13 protein-coding genes are annotated in these 18,056 nt (G+C 34.8%); 8 read left to right on the forward strand and 5 right to left on the reverse strand.

Annotated elements, in window-relative coordinates; translation table 11 throughout:
- Positions 1–87 precede the first annotated feature (87 nt).
- Complete coding sequence (locus tag RZ55_RS06460; RefSeq protein ID WP_057176036.1) at positions 88–2,001, forward strand: ABC transporter ATP-binding protein/permease; 1,914 nt, start codon at positions 88–90, stop codon at positions 1,999–2,001.
- Between the two features lie 59 nt (positions 2,002–2,060).
- On the opposite strand, the gene RZ55_RS06465 is transcribed toward RZ55_RS06460, so the two are convergent.
- Positions 2,061–2,615, reverse strand: a complete 555-nt coding sequence (locus RZ55_RS06465) for a TetR/AcrR family transcriptional regulator (RefSeq protein ID WP_054483937.1) — start codon at positions 2,613–2,615, stop codon at positions 2,061–2,063.
- 402 nt (positions 2,616–3,017) lie between these two features.
- On the opposite strand from RZ55_RS06465, the gene RZ55_RS06475 reads away from it, so the two are divergent.
- The 5 genes from RZ55_RS06475 (at position 3,018) to RZ55_RS06495 (ending at position 7,269) form a co-directional block, all read left to right on the forward strand.
- Complete coding sequence (locus RZ55_RS06475; RefSeq protein WP_034531337.1) at positions 3,018–3,884, forward strand: mechanosensitive ion channel family protein; 867 nt, start codon at positions 3,018–3,020, stop codon at positions 3,882–3,884.
- A 65-nt stretch (positions 3,885–3,949) separates the two neighbouring features.
- Positions 3,950–4,822: a mechanosensitive ion channel family protein gene (locus RZ55_RS06480; RefSeq protein ID WP_057176037.1), complete on the forward strand. Its 873-nt coding sequence runs from the start codon at positions 3,950–3,952 to the stop codon at positions 4,820–4,822.
- Between the two features lie 160 nt (positions 4,823–4,982).
- Complete coding sequence (locus tag RZ55_RS06485) at positions 4,983–5,684, forward strand: amino acid ABC transporter permease (protein ID WP_034531334.1); 702 nt, start codon at positions 4,983–4,985, stop codon at positions 5,682–5,684.
- 14 nt (positions 5,685–5,698) lie between these two features.
- A complete protein-coding gene (locus tag RZ55_RS06490) occupies positions 5,699–6,442 on the forward strand; it encodes an amino acid ABC transporter ATP-binding protein (protein WP_053793084.1) in 744 nt (247 codons plus the stop codon).
- 14 nt (positions 6,443–6,456) lie between these two features.
- Positions 6,457–7,269, forward strand: a complete 813-nt coding sequence (locus RZ55_RS06495; protein WP_034531331.1) for a transporter substrate-binding domain-containing protein — start codon at positions 6,457–6,459, stop codon at positions 7,267–7,269.
- 104 nt (positions 7,270–7,373) lie between these two features.
- Here RZ55_RS06495 and RZ55_RS06500 read toward each other — a convergent pair whose 3' ends face one another.
- Positions 7,374–10,217: a mucin-binding protein gene (locus RZ55_RS06500; RefSeq protein WP_057176038.1), complete on the reverse strand. Its 2,844-nt coding sequence runs from the start codon at positions 10,215–10,217 to the stop codon at positions 7,374–7,376.
- 156 nt (positions 10,218–10,373) lie between these two features.
- A complete protein-coding gene (locus tag RZ55_RS06505) occupies positions 10,374–13,481 on the reverse strand; it encodes a mucin-binding protein (protein WP_057176039.1) in 3,108 nt (1,035 codons plus the stop codon).
- Between the two features lie 682 nt (positions 13,482–14,163).
- On the opposite strand from RZ55_RS06505, the gene RZ55_RS06510 reads away from it, so the two are divergent.
- Positions 14,164–14,412, forward strand: a complete 249-nt coding sequence (locus RZ55_RS06510) for a hypothetical protein (protein ID WP_057176040.1) — start codon at positions 14,164–14,166, stop codon at positions 14,410–14,412.
- A 98-nt stretch (positions 14,413–14,510) separates the two neighbouring features.
- Here RZ55_RS06510 and RZ55_RS07310 read toward each other — a convergent pair whose 3' ends face one another.
- Together RZ55_RS07310 and RZ55_RS07315 are read right to left on the reverse strand one after the other, a co-directional pair.
- Complete coding sequence (locus RZ55_RS07310) at positions 14,511–15,878, reverse strand: glycoside hydrolase domain-containing protein (protein WP_057176041.1); 1,368 nt, start codon at positions 15,876–15,878, stop codon at positions 14,511–14,513.
- A 76-nt stretch (positions 15,879–15,954) separates the two neighbouring features.
- Positions 15,955–16,653: a hypothetical protein gene (locus RZ55_RS07315; RefSeq protein WP_057176042.1), complete on the reverse strand. Its 699-nt coding sequence runs from the start codon at positions 16,651–16,653 to the stop codon at positions 15,955–15,957.
- A 1,063-nt stretch (positions 16,654–17,716) separates the two neighbouring features.
- Here RZ55_RS07315 and RZ55_RS06525 point away from each other — a divergent pair.
- Positions 17,717–18,022, forward strand: a complete 306-nt coding sequence (locus tag RZ55_RS06525) for a hypothetical protein (protein ID WP_053797038.1) — start codon at positions 17,717–17,719, stop codon at positions 18,020–18,022.
- The last annotated feature ends 34 nt before the right edge of the window (positions 18,023–18,056 follow it).

The following is an 18,056-nucleotide window of genomic DNA, read 5'->3' on the forward strand; positions in this document are numbered from 1 at the left end:
CACTTTCTTTCATTTTGATGATTGTTTTGCATAAATTTCCGCCTATAATAGTCATTACAAATTAAATAACAACAAGGAGTGAAAATAATGTCATTCTTAGAATTAAAAAACATTCAAAAATCATACTACCTAGGCAAAGACGAATTCAAAGTCTTAAAAGGAATTGATTTATCATTTGAAAAAGGCGAAATGGTATCAATCCTTGGTGAATCCGGTGGTGGTAAATCTACACTAATGAACATCATTGGTGGATTGGACAGTAAATATGAAGGTGACGTTTTATTAAACGGTAGCTCATTAAAGCATGATACCGATAAGCAATTAGATGAATACCGTCGTAAAACCATTGGTTTTATCTTCCAAAGTTTTAATCTAATTAGTCATTTAACTATTTTAGATAATGTATTGGTTCCACTTGAAATGACTACCCTTTCAAAGAAGGAACAAGTTGCCCGTGCTAAGGAATTACTTGCTAAAGTTGGACTAAGCGATCACATCAACAAGTACCCTAACCAATTATCTGGTGGTCAAAAGCAACGTGTTTCTATCGCCCGTGCTCTGGCTGGTGACCCAGAAATGCTAATTGCCGATGAACCAACCGGTGCATTGGACCCAGAAAACACAACTGAAATCCTACAAATATTGGATAACATTGCTAAGGAAGGAAAACTAGTCCTAACTGTTACCCACTCTCAAAAGGTTGCTGATTACGGTACTCGTATCGTTCACATGACTGACGGTCGTATCGACGAAGACAGAACTCTTCGTGACAAGTACTCCGAAAGTGATGAACCAGCACTAGAATCAAAATCTCTATCATTAAAATCAATCGTTAAGATGACTTGGGATAACATCAAGTACAACTCCAAACGTAATCTACTAATTATCTTTGGTGGATTGATTGGTATCTTCTCAGTTGTATTCATGCTAGGACTTGGAAATGGTGTTAGAGGATACATTAACCATGAAATTTACTCTCAAGTAAATCCAAACAGTGTCCAAGTTTCCCATAAAAACACTAATGATCATTCATCATTTAAGGATGCTGACGTTAGCCGTTTAGAAAACGTTAAGGGTGTTAAATCAGTTGAAAAAGCTTACGCTTCAACTGGCATTCAAATGAAGGATGGCAATAAGACTGCCCAATCTTCATATATGACTACTAGTTTGGCTACTATCAACAAGGAAAACATCAAGCACGGTAATACTCCTAAGGATGGCGAAATCCTAATTAACACTGCCGCTGCTAAAGCATTAAACAAGAAGAACCCTAACTCAATGGTAGGAAAAGAAATTCAAGTTTCATTCACTGCCATGAAGAACGGCACTCCATACCCAGTAACCAAGAAACTCAAGATTTCTGGAATTATCGACTCACAAAGCCCACTTACTATCATTAACTACGCTACTGTTAAAGAAGTTCTATCCGACAACGGCATCAAGATTGAACCAAACTTCTTAAACGTAAACATCAAAGGTGGCGTAAACAATGTTGATCCTGTTCAAAACAGAATCAAGACCATCGAAGTTAATGGTAAGAAAGCATACAGCATTCAAGGTGCAGGTGCGATTGTATCAACTCTAAACACTTACATTAACCTTGCTGTATACGTATTAGCTGCCATTGCTGGTATTTCACTATTAGTATCAGCAATCATGATTATCGTTGTCCTATACATTAGTGTTGCTGAAAGAACTAAGGAAATTGGTATTCTACGTGCCCTAGGTGCTACTAAGGGTAACATCAGAATGCTATTCGTTAGCCAAGCACTATTCCTAGGAATTTTCTCATCAGTATCAGCTGTCGTTATTTCATACCTAATTCAATTAGGAATTAACTCAGCTGTTCACGGAATGATTGACTACTCAATCATCCAAATTTCTGTTGGTAACGCCATCTTCGGTATCGTAGTTGCCGTTATCATCAACCTACTAGCTTCAATTCTTCCTTCAAACAAGGGTGCTAAACTAGATCCAATCGAAAGTTTAAGTGCTGAATAGCTAGTAATTATCCTTCCCCCCTAACAAAAAACACGCTATGAAATTCATAGCGTGTTTTTTTAGTATTGTCGATGCATTAAGAAATCATAGACATATTCCTTATCGTACTCATCAAAATGATGAACCCAAAAAGCTACTATTCCTAGTGCTGTTGATGAATTATAAGCGGCAAATAGTTTGCGCTTTTTTTCATCCATTGACTCGGTGAAAACCTCAGTAGTTGAATCAACTAATTCGTTAAAAAAGACAATCAATTTCATCGTAAATTGAATATCACCTTTTCCACTTAATAACAATTCTAGGATAGGTTGATTATCCTCAATAACAGTTAAAAATTGATAAACGAATTTTCCCGCCGCTGTATCGATATATTTAGCATCGCTATTCTTTAAACTAACATTAGCCTCCCTGATATCATTAATAACGCGATCTTCCATTTTCTCAATCAAATCTGGTTTATCAATATAATGACGATAAAAAGTACTTCTATTAATGTTTGCGGCCTTGATGATATCACTCACCGTTACGTCAGCGATTCCCTTGGTCTTTGCGACTTTGATTAACGCGCCCTCAATTTTATCTCTGGTAAGTTGGCGCTTGTGTTCATATTTCACTGTTAATTCCTCCATAAAGTTATTGTTCACTTAAATATGTATGGTTGGTGTTATGATTAACTTATTAAATAGAAAAGAGATGCATAATATGTACAAATTTGGTCTAATGAGTGGACTTATTGTCTTCTTGATAGCTGTATTGGCTGCTATCACACTCGTATTTGTTATCGGTCGCAAAGTTTATTTGCACAGAACAATCAAAATAAACCTGTTATTTTTCATCTTGGCTCTTGTGGTTAGCATCGCCACATACGACATGGACAAATCGTTCATCAATTTTATTCTAACACCGATGTAAGCCGCAATAGGTTAACATTTTCTTAAGTTAGACGGTTTAACTGTCATCTTAATAAATCTGATGTTACGATATTATATGTGATAATTGTTTAAGGAGTGAACTATATGCTAAAGGTTGCAACCAACCCTAGTTTCATAGCCAGATATTTTCAAAGCTTTAATTGGGACGAAATCCTACATAATTTAACAAACATTGTGATCGATATCGTATTGATTTCAATCTTTTTCTTAATCTTAAAGGGAATTGGTAAAAGAATCATTAACCATCTATTTAAGAACTACGCTAAGAGAGAACGTGGTATCCCTGAAAATAGATTGAAGACTTTACACTCATTATCAGTTAACTCATACATGTACATCCTGGTATTCTTCTGGATCTATTCTGTGCTAACTTTTATCGGTGTACCAATCGGAACACTACTTGCTGGTGCTGGTCTATTCTCAGTTGCCATTGGTTTAGGTGCCCAAGGATTAGCCAGTGATATCATCAATGGTTTCTTCATTCTATTTGAAAAACAAATTAGCATTGGAGACTATGTTACCATCGGAGACGTCACCGGTACAGTATCTGAAATCGGTCTTAGAACCACTAAGATTAGAAGTAACAACGATGCTTTAAACTTCATCCCTAACAGATATATTACTAACATCTGTAACATGTCTAAGGAACGCATGAAGGCTGATATCGACATCCGCGTGAACCCAGATACCCCTATCACTGAAGTTATTAACATTATGAAAGACATTAATGCTAAGAACATTCCAAGTACTGAAGGAATCATTGGTGATCCAGATATCCTAGGTACTGTTGATATGGGTGATGGAACCATTGCCGTTAAGGAATTCATCCCAACCACGGATGAAGCAAGATTTGATGTTCAATTCAAGTTCTTACAGCTATACCTTGAAGCCATTACCGCAGCTGGTATTAAGTTACCAAACAACAAGGTAATCGCCGACATTTCAAAATAGAGTTTCAACGCCCGTTTCGGGGCGTTTTTTACTATCATATATAAATACGAAAGGAAGTCATTATTATGTTTAGTTTAGCTGCAAAAAATCCAAGTATTCTAAAGCAATATGTAGATAGTTTTAAGTGGAGCGACATGCTTCATAATCTAACTTTTGCCGTTATTGATATTCTTTTAATTTCTATTTTCTTCCTTATTATTAAGATTATCGGTCAAATCATCATCAATCGTTTATTTGGTCGATACCTACAAAAACAAAAGAAGATTAGTCCCAAACGTGAAGGTACTTTGAAATCTATTTCATCCAACACATACAACTACATCCTAATTTTCTTCTGGTTATACTCAATTCTAAGTATCATCGGCATCCCTGTTGGTTCACTTCTAGCCGGTGCTGGTCTGGTAACCGTTGCTTTAGGTTTGGGCGCCCAAGGATTAGCAAACGATATCATCACCGGTTTCTTCATCCTATTCGAACACCAAATTGATATCGGCGACTTCGTCGTATTAGACACCATCACAGGTACAGTATCTGAAATCGGCCTTCGTTCAACTCAAATTCGTGGTGTCGATGACTCACTTAACTTCGTTCCTAACAGATACATCACTAACATCTGTAACATGTCCAAGGATCGTCTAAAGGCTGAAATTAACATTCGTGTTAACCCTGACAGTCCAATTCAACAAATCATCGATATTGTAAAGGATGTCAACGCTAAGAACATTCCAAACACCCAAGGAATTATCGACGAACCTCAATTACTAGGAACTGTCGATCTAGGTGACGGAACCATCGCCGTAAAGGAATGGATTCCATGTACCGATACCGAAAAATTCAACGTTCAATTCAAGTTCCTACAATTATATCTTGAGGCAATTAAAGACGCTGGAATCATTCTTCCAAACAACAAATTAATCACCCCAATTCCACAAAAATAGTCACTATATAGGTACGTTTTTTAATTTTTTTATAAAACATACCTATTTTAGATTAATTTGTGTACTAATTATTTGTAACTAAATGTAAATAGTGTAAAATGGTGGTTGGATTAAATTACGTATTTCCATAATTATAGTTAAAAAATAAAGGAGAAGAGATATGAGCGCATGGGATATCATTCGTGATGCGACTCCTCAATTGGTCTCGGCATGTATTGCTTACACGATTCCAATTGCAATCGTATCATTTATCATCGGTTTAACTATTGCCGTTATTACTGCTTTAGTTAAAATCTCACATCGTGGTGGCCTATTCAATATTGTAAAAGCATTCTTTTACTTCTACGTATGGCTATTCAGAAGTACACCACTATTGGTTCAATTATTCATCGTATTCTTTGGTCTTCCATACCTAAGAATCGCTGGAATTCTACCAGATGGGATCAGATTAACACCAGTTGTTGCTGGTATTATTACTTTCTCATTGAACACTGGTGCTTACGCTTCAGAAACCATTCGTGGTGCCATCCTATCAATTCCAGATGGTCAATGGGAAGCTGCCTATTCACTAGGCATGACCAAACGCAAGGTATTATGGAGAATTATCTTGCCACAAGCTAGTCGTGTGTCACTACCACCTTTATCCAATGAGTTTATTGGTTTGGTTAAGGATACTTCACTAGCTGCTTCAATTACTATCGTTGAAATGTTTGAAGTCAGTCAACAAATTGCGGCTGAAAACTATCAACCATTAATTATGTACATTCTGGTAGCTGCAATCTATGCAGTCATCTGTAGTGTTCTTACAATCTTACAAAGTTACCTAGAAAAACGAGTTTCTCGTTATTCTGTAAGCAACTAGAAAGGAGTACGTTAATGATTAATTTAAAAAACGTATCTAAAACATTTGGCAAACAACATGCATTAGATAATATCTCCCTTCAATTTCCTAAGAACAAGACATCAGTGATTGTCGGACCTTCTGGTTCTGGTAAATCAACTCTACTTAGATCTTTAAACCTTTTGGAAACACCAGAAACTGGTGAATACGAATTCAATGATGAAAAGATTGATTTCTCAAAGAAATTAAGTTCAAAAACCATTCTAAACATTCGTAGAAAGACTAGTATGGTGTTCCAAAGCTTTAACCTATTCCCTCACCTAACAGTTCTAAAAAACGTTATGGAAGGACAAGTACAAGTTCTAAACAAGAGTAAAGAAGAAGCCAAGGAAGTTGCCGAAAAACTTTTGGATAAGGTTGGAATGCTAGACAAAGCCGACTCATACCCAAGTCAACTATCAGGTGGACAAGCTCAACGTGTTGCGATTGCTAGATCGTTAGCAATGCATCCCGAATACATCCTATTGGATGAACCAACCAGCGCCTTGGATCCTGAAATTGAACTAGAAGTTTTAAAAGTGTTATTAGATTTAGCCAAAGAAAAACAATCATTAGTTATTGTTACCCATAATCTTACTTTTGCTCAACGCGTTGCCGACAAGATTGTCTTCATTGAAGATGGTAAAGTCGGTTTCGATGGTGACACAAAGGAATTCTTTGAATCAGATGATCAAAGAATCAAAGATTTTCTTGCAGCAATGACCCTACAAAACATTTAAGGAGATTCAATATCATGAAATTTAACAAATTATTCAAGTCTCTAGCAGTTACTTTAGCCGTATTCGGTACTGGTGCTATCTTAGCTTCATGTGGTAACAGCTCAAGCTCAAAGAACTACAAATCAGAAGTAACTAACAGTGGTAAGTTAACTATCGGTCTAGAAGGTACTTACGCACCTTACTCATACAGAAAAGATGGTAAGCTACAAGGTTTCGAAGTTGATTTAGCTAAAGATGTTGCTAAGAAATTAGGTCTAAAAGCTAACTTTGTTGAAACTAAGTGGGATAGTTTAATTGCTGGTCTAGGTAGTAACAGATACGATGCTGTTATGAACAACATGACTGTTACTCCACAAAGAGAAAAGTTATACTCATTCTCTGACCCATACGCTTACTCATACTACACATTGATCACTAAGAGTGACAGCAAGATGATGAGCATCAAAGACATTAAGGGTATGAACATTGTTGACGGTGCTGGTACTGATAATGCTGTTGTTGCTAAGAAGTTTGGTGCAATGGTTTCATCAACTCCTGACAACTCAACAGGTTACCAATTAATCCAACAAGGTCGTGCTGATGGTACTGTTAACTCAGTTCCTGCATGGAAGTACTTTGCAAAGCACAACTCAACTAAGGGTCTAAAAGAAATTGATGTTCCAACTAAGCTACAAGCTCCAGCTGAAACTTCAATCATGTTAAACAAGAACTCAAAAGCTCTAACTAAGAAGATTAACCAAGCACTAGCTGAACTACGTAAAGATGGTACTATGAAGAAACTTTCAATGAAGTACTTCGGTTCAGACATCACTACTAAGAACAACTAGTCTTAATATAGATACGAAAAAAGCACTCACTATTGAGTGCTTTTTTATTGGTTTAAATGTTTTAAGGCAATAAAAAAGTCCCCGCCTAGCGGAGTCTTTTTTTATTACTTGCGTCTTCTTCTTGATCCGAAGAGTACCAATCCTAGTGCCATTGCAATTAGTGCTGTACCAACGGCAACAAGGATATTTTCATGTGTTTGATCACCAGTTTGTGGCAAACGGCTTACTTCTTTGTTTCCTTCTGAAGCACTTCCACTGTTATTCTTGTGTTTTCCAGCAGTTGGTGTTGAAGTTTCATGCTTATCAGCAGATGGATTACCATTGTTGTTACCATGACTTGATGATGAACTTGGTACAACTACATGGCTTGAAGCTGAGCTCTCTGCACTGCTGCTTTGGGCTGAACTTGCAGCACTACTGCTTTGTGATGCTTCACTTGAAGCTGCAGAGCTATCGGAAGCACTTGAGCTTGATGTAGCAATCTTCTTGTATGCAACATTATCCACGATACCATCATCACCACCATCAATTGTTCCAGAAACAGTTGATTGAGATGGGTTTACTAGTTCATATCCATCAATATTTGGACTGTCTACTGAATATGATTGAGAAGCTGGTGTGTATCCATTGTCATCCCAAACAGTTTCACCAGTTTGGTCATTCTTCTTACCAGCTTGGGTGAATTCAAAGTCATTACTGTATGGATCATGAATTGCTTGCTTAGTATCTTCGTCGATGTAGTTAATTGTAACGTTACCCTTAGTGGTTCTGGTTACATCTGACATTGGCTTGTATAAGAATGATAAAGTAAGTAATCTTGGTCCATCATTTATTGGAGCAGTAACTTTAACGTCTTTTTGACCCTTACTTGTTAGGTAGTAACCTGGAATATTTGGAGCTGTAAATGAAACTGTTTGAGTATCTGGAGTGAATTTACCCCATGTGACATCACCGGTCTTTTGGTTCTTAGTACCAGTTCTAGTAAATGTCACACTCTTATTTTCTTGGTATCCATCAATTGGAGCTGATTCAGTAACAGTTCCAACGTTTCCAGTTGTAGTAACCTTCTTAGTTTGATCTCTTGGAACAGCAGTAACTGGCACAGTGTTAGTGCTTGTCACTTGTTCAGTTGGATCCATTAAAACAGTTCTAGTTACATCGTTACCTAATGGAGCTAGTGTTCCGGAAACGTTGCTGCTGTCTTCTGGGACATAACCGTTTATAGTTGGAACAGTGAAGTTATAAGTACCATCACCGCTTACGTTTGACCAGTTTTCCCATGTGATTAGGTTATCTCTAGTATCCTTAACACCGGTGGCCTTGAATACTGATGAACCAGTGTCGGTCTTTAGAACATTACCAGTTATTGAATCAACGTAGTTTACCTTTACGCTTCTAGTTACTTGTTGATCTGGAACTGAAACGTATGGGTTGATAACGTGTAACTTAGCTTGACTGTTAACAGCACCGTCAGCACTGTAAGTTAAGTTAACATCCTTTGTTGATTGTTGAGCAACGTTGATAACTTGACCATCGTTTACATTGTCGTCATTAGTAACATTTAAGCGTGGGTTATCAACAGTTTCATACTTAGAAGGTGTTCCATTAACCGCCTTGTATACACTAACGTCATTAGTTAATGATGCTAAATTATAAGTGTAGTTACCATCTTTGTCAGTATAAACAGTTGTGTCTGGGGCAATAATCCATGACTTACCAATGTTACTTTCAGCTGGAACAATTTTGTAGCTGTATTGTCCGATTAATTGAGAACCTTCTTGGCCTGTATCTTCTCTGTAGAAACCACCATATCCTACAACGTAGTATTGAGCTGTTAAGTCGGTGTATGGTCGGTAGGCCACAAAGTCAACATAGTATCTTGAGTATGCTGATTTAGAAAAATCGGCGTATACAAATCCGTTTGAATCGATACCAAAGGTTACTCCGGGTTTGTTGGAAATATCTTCGAAATTATTACCATCTTTAGAAGCGTACAACTTTAAATTATTTAAGTCGTAGTTTTTTCCATCACTAAATGAAATTCTAGTTCCATAGTATCCAGGAATGTTCCCACGGTTAAATTCACCTGTTACTACATAGTATGGCTTACCATCTTTATTAGTGTACACAGGGGCATAATTAGCATTTCCATTGCCATCACTAACATAGTTGCCCTTGGTATTATCTGTACTATATCCAGGAACATCATCAGGATAATTCTTGGACAACTTTGGAGTTAAGTATCCTGGAATACCAATATCATCATGGTTATTAGTATTTTCATCTTCTGCCTTAGTATTTGGTAATACAGAGATTTGAGTACCATCTGTATTAACAGTTTGTTCATTTCCATTTGGTAGAGAAACTGTTGATGATAATGAAACGTTTACTAAACTTGGATTAGTTTCGTGATTAGCATTATCGCCATCCCAGTTGTATTTAGGTCCTTTAACAACTAGTGATAGGTTAGCATTAACAGTTCCTGGGTAAACATCACTATTGGTAGTTAATGTGATAGTATTCCCACTTACGCTGGAATCAAAAACATTTTGGTTACTATACTTAGAATAGATGGAATAGTTAAACACATCACTGAAACTAGTTTGTGATGGTGTGTTAATGTTAATCTTGATTTGAGTCCCTCTAGGAATTACTCTTCCCAAATTATCGTTATTGGTTAAAGAAATGCCATAGTTGATAGTGTCATTCTTTTTAACGTTACTGGTTTGTGATCCTAAATTACTGATGCTTGCAGTAACTGCACTTTCTGGTGCACTGTAATTGCTGGATGATTCATCAGCATGTGCGACAACTGCTGTAGGTGCTACGTCAATTCCTTGAGAAACGACATAACCTGTACCTAACAAAGATATAGTTGCCATTCCAATAACGACCCAATTTTTCTTAACCTTATGTAAAATCTTTCTTTCCTTTACTTCTTTGTTCATATTTATTCCCCCCTAATTATATTTATACAAGTATTCTAAAATAAAAATAAATTTTATTCCGTATGTATTTGTTTAAGTTTTTTTAAAGTTATTTAAATATCATCTAAATAAAAACAAAAAAAGAACCTCGGTTAACCCGAGGTTCTTTTTAATTAATTATTTACGTTTTCTTCTTGTTGCCATGAAGAATAGTCCTAATGCCATTGCGACTAAGGCCATACCAATTGCTACAAGAATGTTTTCGTGAGTTTGATCACCTGTTTGTGGTAAACGTTTTTGATCATTTGAGGATGGATGTCCAGCGTTGTTTACATGAGTTGGAACTACTGGAGTATCATGATGATCATTTGATGGCTTACCGGCATTGTTAACATGTTCTGGGGTAGCAGAACTTGGTGCAAAGCTTTGACTTGAGCTAGCTGATGAACTTGGAGCTGAGCTTTCTACGCTGCTTTGTGGTGTTCCACCATTGTTACCATGACTTGCTGGTACTGAGCTTGATGCAGAACTTGCTGCACTACTTTCAGTTGAGCTTTGGGCACTGCTTTGCGCACTGCTACTTTGAGCTGAACTTTCGGCAGAACTTACTGCGCTACTTTCAGCTGAACTCGCTGCACTGCTTTCAGCGGCACTTGAACTAGGAGTTGCAACTTTCTTGTATAGAACAGTTTCAACAATTCCATCATCATCAGCATCAATGTCATTCTTAACAGTTGCTTGTGATGGGTATACAAGTTCATATCCTTCAACCACTGGGCTTTCTACGGAGTATGATTGAGAACTTGGAGTATATCCATCTGTCCAAGTTACTACACCTGTCTTGTCATTCTTCTTACCAGTTTGAATATATTCAAAATCTTGTGAGTATGGAGCATGCACTGCTTGTTTAGTATCTTCATCAATGTAATTGATTTTTACATTATTCTTAGTACTACGAGTAACATCAGACATTGAATCTGGGGTATAGGAGAAAGGAACTTCAAAATATCTAGTTTTACCAGAATTGTCAGGTGCGGTAATATTTACACTTCTAGATGGCTTGCTAACTAATGTGTAATTTGGAATTTCGATTGCCTTGGCAACAATAGTTTGCTTAGCAGGTTCAAAATTATTCCATTGGATTTCGCCAGTCTTCAAGTTTTTAACACCATTTTGAGTAAATGGAACATTAATTAATTGGTCATATCCTTCAATCTTAGCTGTTCCAGAGTAAGTTCCCGTAGGTGTTTCAATTTTAACTTGTTTGGTTGAGTCCTTAGCCACGACAGTTACCACTACGTTTTCACTACGAGTAACATTTTCTGCTGGATCCATGTAGACAGTCTTAACGAAGTCATCACCAAGGGGTTTTAGGGTACCCGTGATATCACTTTTATCTTCTGCAACGTATCCATCAATAGTAGGAACTGTGAATTTATATGAAGCATCCCCACTTGTAACTTTCCATGGGTCCCAGATGATTGAGTTATCTCTGGTATCCTTCACACCAGTTGAAGTAAATTCAACTGAACTACTGTCAGTTTTTAATACTCTGTTATTGGTTGCATCTACATAGTTAACTGTTGCGGTTCTAGTAACCTTTTGGTCAGGTACTGAAACGTAAGGGTTAATCACAGTTAGTGTTGCTTGTGCACTGTGTGAATCAGCAGATGTATAAGTTAGGCGTAGTTGCTTTGATGATTGTTGAGCAACATTGATAATTCCACCTTCGCTAACATTACCATCGTTTGTAATATTAACAGTAGCGTTGTCTACTTTTTCGTATCCAGCTGGTTGTCCATCAACAGTTTTGTAAACATTAACACCATCTTTTAAGTTGTTTGCTGAGTATACATAGTTTCCATCTGGTTGAGTGTAAACTGTTTGGTTTGGAGCAACTACCCATGAACTACCAATGTCACCAGTTACAGGAACGATTTGGTAGTTCAAGTCACCGATTGGTAAACTTAGTTCTTCGTAAGTACCTTCCTTATAGTAGCTACCGTAACCTCTAACGAAGTATTTTGATGATAAATCAGTGTATGGTCTGTATGCTACAAAATCAACAAAGTCTCTATTATATGCTGACTTAGAGAAGTCTGCGAATACAGCTCCATTGCCGTCAATACCGAATGATACCCCTGGTTTTTCAGAAACATCTTCGAAAGTCTTACCATCCTTTGATGCATATAGTCTTAAGCTCTTAAAGTCAAAGCTATTTCCATCGGTAAATGAAATTCTAGCACCGGAGTATCCAGGAATGTTACCCTTGTTGAATTCACCAGTTGCTACGAAGTATGGTTTACCTTCTGCGTTAGTGTATACAGGTGCGTAGTGAGCCACGTTGTTATTATCAGTAGTAAAATAGTTACCCTTAGTGTTGCTCTTTGGATAATCAGCTACATCATCTGGATAATCTTTTGAAAGATATGGTTGAACGTATCCTGGAGTTTCAGCAGTATTATAGGTAACCTCTTCGTCTTCCTTCTTGGTATTTGGAAGGATGGATAATTGGCCACCTTCAACAGAAACGCTTTGATCACTTTGACCTGGTAGTTGAAGTGTTGAGGTGATATTTACGTTAACTAAATCTGGGTTAGTTTCATGTTCTTCAGTATCACCATCCCAGTTGTACTTAGGACCATCTACTACAAATGAAAGGTTCATATTAACTGTTCCAGGATAGAAATCCTTCTTAGTAGTTAATGTGATGGTATTACCTGAGACACTGTCATCAAAGTTATTTTGACTTGAATACTTTGAATATACTGAGTATGAGAATACACCTTTCAAACTAGTTTGTTCTGGGGTATTCACATTAATCTTGATTTGAGTTCCCTTAGGAACAACTCGTCCTAGATTGTCATTGTTATTCAATGCAATACCATAGTTGATTGATGAGTTCTTCTTAATGTTGGTAGTTTGTGAACCCAAGTTACTAATAGTGGCACTTACGGCACTTTGTGGTGCTGTGTAGTCACCTGATTTATCTGAATTATTGTTTGTAGTTTGGCTTGCACTGCTTGATTGGCTTGAGTCATTGCTTTGTGAAGCTGATGAACTATTGTTGTTATCCGCAGCTGAACTGGTTGTGCTTGCTGATGATGGTGCATCACTTGCTCCGTTAGATTCATCCGCATGCGCAACAATTCCAGTTGGTAGTACGTTTGAAGTTTGAGATACCACAAATCCGGTACCTAATAAAGCAACTGAGGTCATTCCAATTACGACCCAGTTCTTTTTAACCTTGTGTAAGATCTTTTTTGCTTTTACTTCTTTGTTCATAATATTCACTCCTTTTTTCTAAAATTCATAATGTATTTTAGGACAAAAGGATTGTGAAAACAGTATTTATAAGATTAAATTAGCTATGATAAATTTAAGTATTTATTGAAATGTTTAATTATTTTTTGATTATTTTAAACTATTTGTCACTAAAATATAAAAAATTGGCATCATTTATAGATTGGTATTTTTTTATTATGTATGATTTTCTTTAAAATAAGATATTATATAACAATTCCAATATGTTTATTAATGCACTTTATGCAATAAGTTTGTGAAAATTATGGTAGACTCTATGTTCAATCAGGTGACGACGTTGACAATTTTTAAATTGAAAAATATTGGATAAGAATTCAATTGGGTAAAAAGTTTTAATTGTTTTGTTGATGCGTTGTGAGTGAATATCCAAGCACTCCAAAAGAGCATTCCACCGGCTATTCATCCTTTTTCATAACAAAAAATTATGTTAAAATAACAATTACTACATAATTAATTATAAGGATAGGAGCTGAAAACTATTCGTTTTATTTTAAATCTAACTGAACTTATACTATTAATTTCATTTCTTTTCACGGCGTACAAAACTGTAAAGGGTTCAAAACAACTTAAGAAAATTAAAGACAAAAATAATACATTTTCTCACAAAACAAAGACGGAAACAGAATTTACCAATTTTTCCTACATGCTTTTAGGAGCATTTTTCGCATTAATACTGTTTACTATGTTTAATGTTGTTGTCGAATATGATAAAAATTTTGTAATGATAATATTAATAGCAATATCTGCAATTATAGATGAGTGCCTATATATGATATTTATGAAAAAAAGAGGTATTGATCCAAATATATATATAGATTATAAAAAAATATTTTACTGGTTTTTTGCTATGGTTGATATAGAATTGCTAATGATAATTATTGCATATATGTAGGACATCTAATTTAAAATAATATAAAAAAGTGCACCTTCAATTAAGTAAATTTGAAGGTGCACTTTTTTAATGATTAATTATTTTATTATGTGGAAAAATCACACAGTTAGAGGTAAACAAGTCGCAATAATAATTGAAATAACAACAATTCCAAAAATAATCCCGTATAGACCACCACTTTCAATTCCATCTACAGCCCCTGAAATAATTCCATCAAGCGTACTAGATACTCCACGCAATATAGTTACCGCAGACGTGCTTACACTCTCAAAAATTCTATCCAAAATTTCTTTGGCCAAATTCATCGGATCGATAAGAAAAGTTATATCTAGCCCCATATTAAAATCTTCTTGAGAATTTAAATTTACACTATTTGCTAAAGATAAAGTTAATCCTACTTTTTCTCCTTTAGTAGCAAGTAAAACTTTTATATAACCATTCTCTATTTTGCTAGCAAAATAGTTTAAAGCTGAACTAATTTTTTCATTCATACTTCCAATGATTATATCGTTAGCTTTATCAAAAATTTCTTCGGTACTATTAATTTTTCCGTCTTTAACGCCAAGTTTAAAGATATTGATTCCTTTTGTATTTCCCACGGATGCGCCATAAGCTAACTTTAAAATCATTTCTACGTTTTCGTTTAATTGCAAGTCTTTTGACACGTCACTTGATAAACTAACGTTTCCATACTTGAACGGTGCAAAAATATTACAAATATTCGCTGCCCAATCAGTAGCATACTCTTCTTCAGTAATTCCAAATTTAGATACAGCTTCGTCTTTACCTGAAGATGCTACTTGATCAATGTCTAAGTTACCAATTGAATATTCAACAAATTGATCAAAAGACCATTCTTTAGGCATAGGAAAAGCTAAATTTCCGCTATAACCACTAGACATATCTGAAACAAATGCATATTTTGCATAGTTATGATTAATAACATGCAAGGCAACATTTCTAGTTCCATAAACACAGGTATTATAGAATGACATTTGATTATTAATACCTTTAAAGTATCTAACAACTGTACTATTAATGTCACCGTCTTGAATATCTACATCAACTGCAAAATAAATATTAGTCCCTTTAGGAAAACCTAATTCCAAAGCAGCACTTTTAGCTTTTTTAGCATCCATTACGCCTTGTTCGTAGGTAAAATAGTCCTCATCCCATCCACCATCTTGATAAATTGGGAAAATTTTAATACCTTCTTTGGTAATTAAATTGATTTCTTCAGTAGTTAAATTCTTATCTTTTTTATTACTACCAACACCTACGCTACCTGTTAAATAACGCCCTACGACACTGAAACCATATTTTTTTAATAAATAAACATCATGCTCTGTTAATTGAGCTGATGTGTCAGCAGCTATAGAATCTCTTTCGGTATCACCGTTGCTTGTTAATAAACTTTTAATTAATGATTTATCTGCTAAATTGCTAGACTGTGGATCTAATTTCATAAATTTCCTAAATTTAACGATACCTTCTGCAAGGTTATCATCAAATACTCCGGTAAAGTCACCATCATAAAAACTATTAACAAATAATCTTTACAATATCACCACTGCTACCAATTGATAATGTAGGAGTATTTTGCATTGTATATGGACCGTAAACACCGTTAGCATTTGATAGCCCTTCAGCTTTTTGCAAATAATAAATTAATTCCTCGTTAGTGTCTCTTTGGTAGATGCCATCACACGGTAACAATAGCTCTCTTTCTACTGCAAATCTTCTGTTTAAATCTTGTTGCATTTCCCTAATTTTTTCATGATAATTCCTTACTGATTCATCCTCCCAATTCTCAGTAGGGATTAATGTAAAAGCACTCATATCAAACAATGCAGCCATTAACATAACGGAAACTTTACCGTCACCATCTAAACCTGCATTACGTTCTAGCTTTTTAAATGCAGTTCTAGTATTATCACTAAATTTATCATCAAAAGTTACTGGGGAGATTCCCTTACACCAGAATGCACCTTGAATTAGCTTAGCAATATTTCCTTTATACCCTGGAGCTAATTCATCAACAACATTAGACAATGCTGATTTGGTTTTATTTCCAAATCCTTCACTAACTGGACTAATTCCTAACTCATGTTGTAATCCCATAGTTAGTCCATAAATGGTTTCCCAATTACTTTGACCATTTTCACGAATTCTTTCATATCCTGATACATCAGAATATGTCTTGTTCAACCATTGTTGAACCTCTAATACTTTAATATCCATAACGTCACCTCTTAAAATTAATAACAAAAATATGATTTATATAGTTGATCAAAATCAACATAAAATAATAGTGCAAATCAATTTAAATTTTGTAATCATCATGTATCACATTCCTTTCACTAAAAATTTAACGAAATAAAAAAGACGAGAATAACTGAAATTAGCTAGACTCGTCCCTAATGTGATAAAAAATACAATTTTTTCAGAGTTCCGAAATGTATACAATATCCCCTATAAATATAGGTTTTTACGCTATAAGGCGTTCCGAAATTACAACAAATGGCACAAAAAAATAACAAATTTGTTTGTAATACTGAATTTAAGATACTATAATAAAAATTGTAAGGAATTAGTCAAGTTGAATAAAGTTAAGATATTTTGAATAAAAAGTATACACTTTACCCCTTGATTAATTCCATAGAGAATTAGTTTGGAATTGCCTAAATATGCCCATATTTAAAAAAACAATATCAAACTAAATATTAACGAGTCTTGATCTAACGCCAATTAGTTCAAGGCTTTTTTATTTTATTTTCAAGATGTAGTATAGGAAACATTTCTGTTCTCCTCAATACCACAATATCTATTATCTTATCTTATTAAAATTTTTGCAATAAACGAATTAATCAAGTCAATGTGCAAAAGTCTAGAATCACTGTCATAGCAACATTTTTAAGAAATAAAAAAATTTTTTTACAAAGAATAAGTATAGAAAGATTTTATGTTCAAAATGGCCGTATTTCAAAAAATTTATCTAATTACTGGAATTGAATAAAAATTAAATTGGGTAAAAAGTTTTAATTGTGTCTTTTTTTGATGCATTGTGAGTGAATACCCAAGCACTCCAAAAGAGCATTCCACCGGCTATTCGGCCTTTTTCATAATAATAAATTATGTTAAAATAACAATTACTACATAATTAATTATAAGGATAGGAGCTGGAAATATTCGTTTTATTTTTAATCTAATTGAACTTATACTCTGTATTATATGCATATTCCCAACAGTTAAATTTGTAAAAAGTAGAAAATCCTTTAAACAGAAACTTAATTATGAAGATAATATGTCTTCAAAAGGAGAAAAGATAAAAGAGAAATATAATAATATTTACTTCAAGATTAATTTTGCGCTATTGCTGTTAGCATTATTAAATATGATTCTAATATCTAAAAAAACTTTTATAATAATGATATTAATAACAACATCCGCAATTATTAATGAATATCTATATATGATATTTGGTAGAAAAAAAGGGATTAATCCAAATATATATAAAGATTATCAAAAAATGATTTATTGGTCATTTGCTATGGTCGATATAGGATTATTAGCATCAATTATTGCATGTATATATTATACATTTAAATAAAAATAACATGCAAAAAAGCCTAAGCTTTCGCTTG

Origin of the sequence: Apilactobacillus kunkeei, from assembly GCF_001421115.1 — a bacterium.
Classification (GTDB): Bacteria; Bacillota; Bacilli; order Lactobacillales; family Lactobacillaceae; genus Apilactobacillus; species Apilactobacillus kunkeei_F.

Bases quoted from the DNA above. Each gene is read 5' to 3' on its own strand.
- RZ55_RS06460 (WP_057176036.1), top strand. From the start codon at position 88: ATGTCATTCTTAGAATTAAAAAACATTCAAAAATCATACTACCTAGGC.
- RZ55_RS06475 (WP_034531337.1), top strand. From the start codon at position 3,018: ATGCTAAAGGTTGCAACCAACCCTAGTTTCATAGCCAGATATTTTCAA.
- RZ55_RS06480 (WP_057176037.1), top strand. From the start codon at position 3,950: ATGTTTAGTTTAGCTGCAAAAAATCCAAGTATTCTAAAGCAATATGTA.
- RZ55_RS06485 (WP_034531334.1), top strand. From the start codon at position 4,983: ATGAGCGCATGGGATATCATTCGTGATGCGACTCCTCAATTGGTCTCG.
- RZ55_RS06490 (WP_053793084.1), top strand. From the start codon at position 5,699: ATGATTAATTTAAAAAACGTATCTAAAACATTTGGCAAACAACATGCA.
- RZ55_RS06495 (WP_034531331.1), top strand. From the start codon at position 6,457: ATGAAATTTAACAAATTATTCAAGTCTCTAGCAGTTACTTTAGCCGTA.
- RZ55_RS06500 (WP_057176038.1), bottom strand. From the start codon at position 10,217: ATGAACAAAGAAGTAAAGGAAAGAAAGATTTTACATAAGGTTAAGAAA.
- RZ55_RS06505 (WP_057176039.1), bottom strand. From the start codon at position 13,481: ATGAACAAAGAAGTAAAAGCAAAAAAGATCTTACACAAGGTTAAAAAG.
- RZ55_RS06510 (WP_057176040.1), top strand. From the start codon at position 14,164: ATGCTTTTAGGAGCATTTTTCGCATTAATACTGTTTACTATGTTTAAT.
- RZ55_RS07310 (WP_057176041.1), bottom strand. From the start codon at position 15,878: ATGAAATTAGATCCACAGTCTAGCAATTTAGCAGATAAATCATTAATT.
- RZ55_RS07315 (WP_057176042.1), bottom strand. From the start codon at position 16,653: ATGGATATTAAAGTATTAGAGGTTCAACAATGGTTGAACAAGACATAT.
- RZ55_RS06525 (WP_053797038.1), top strand. From the start codon at position 17,717: ATGTCTTCAAAAGGAGAAAAGATAAAAGAGAAATATAATAATATTTAC.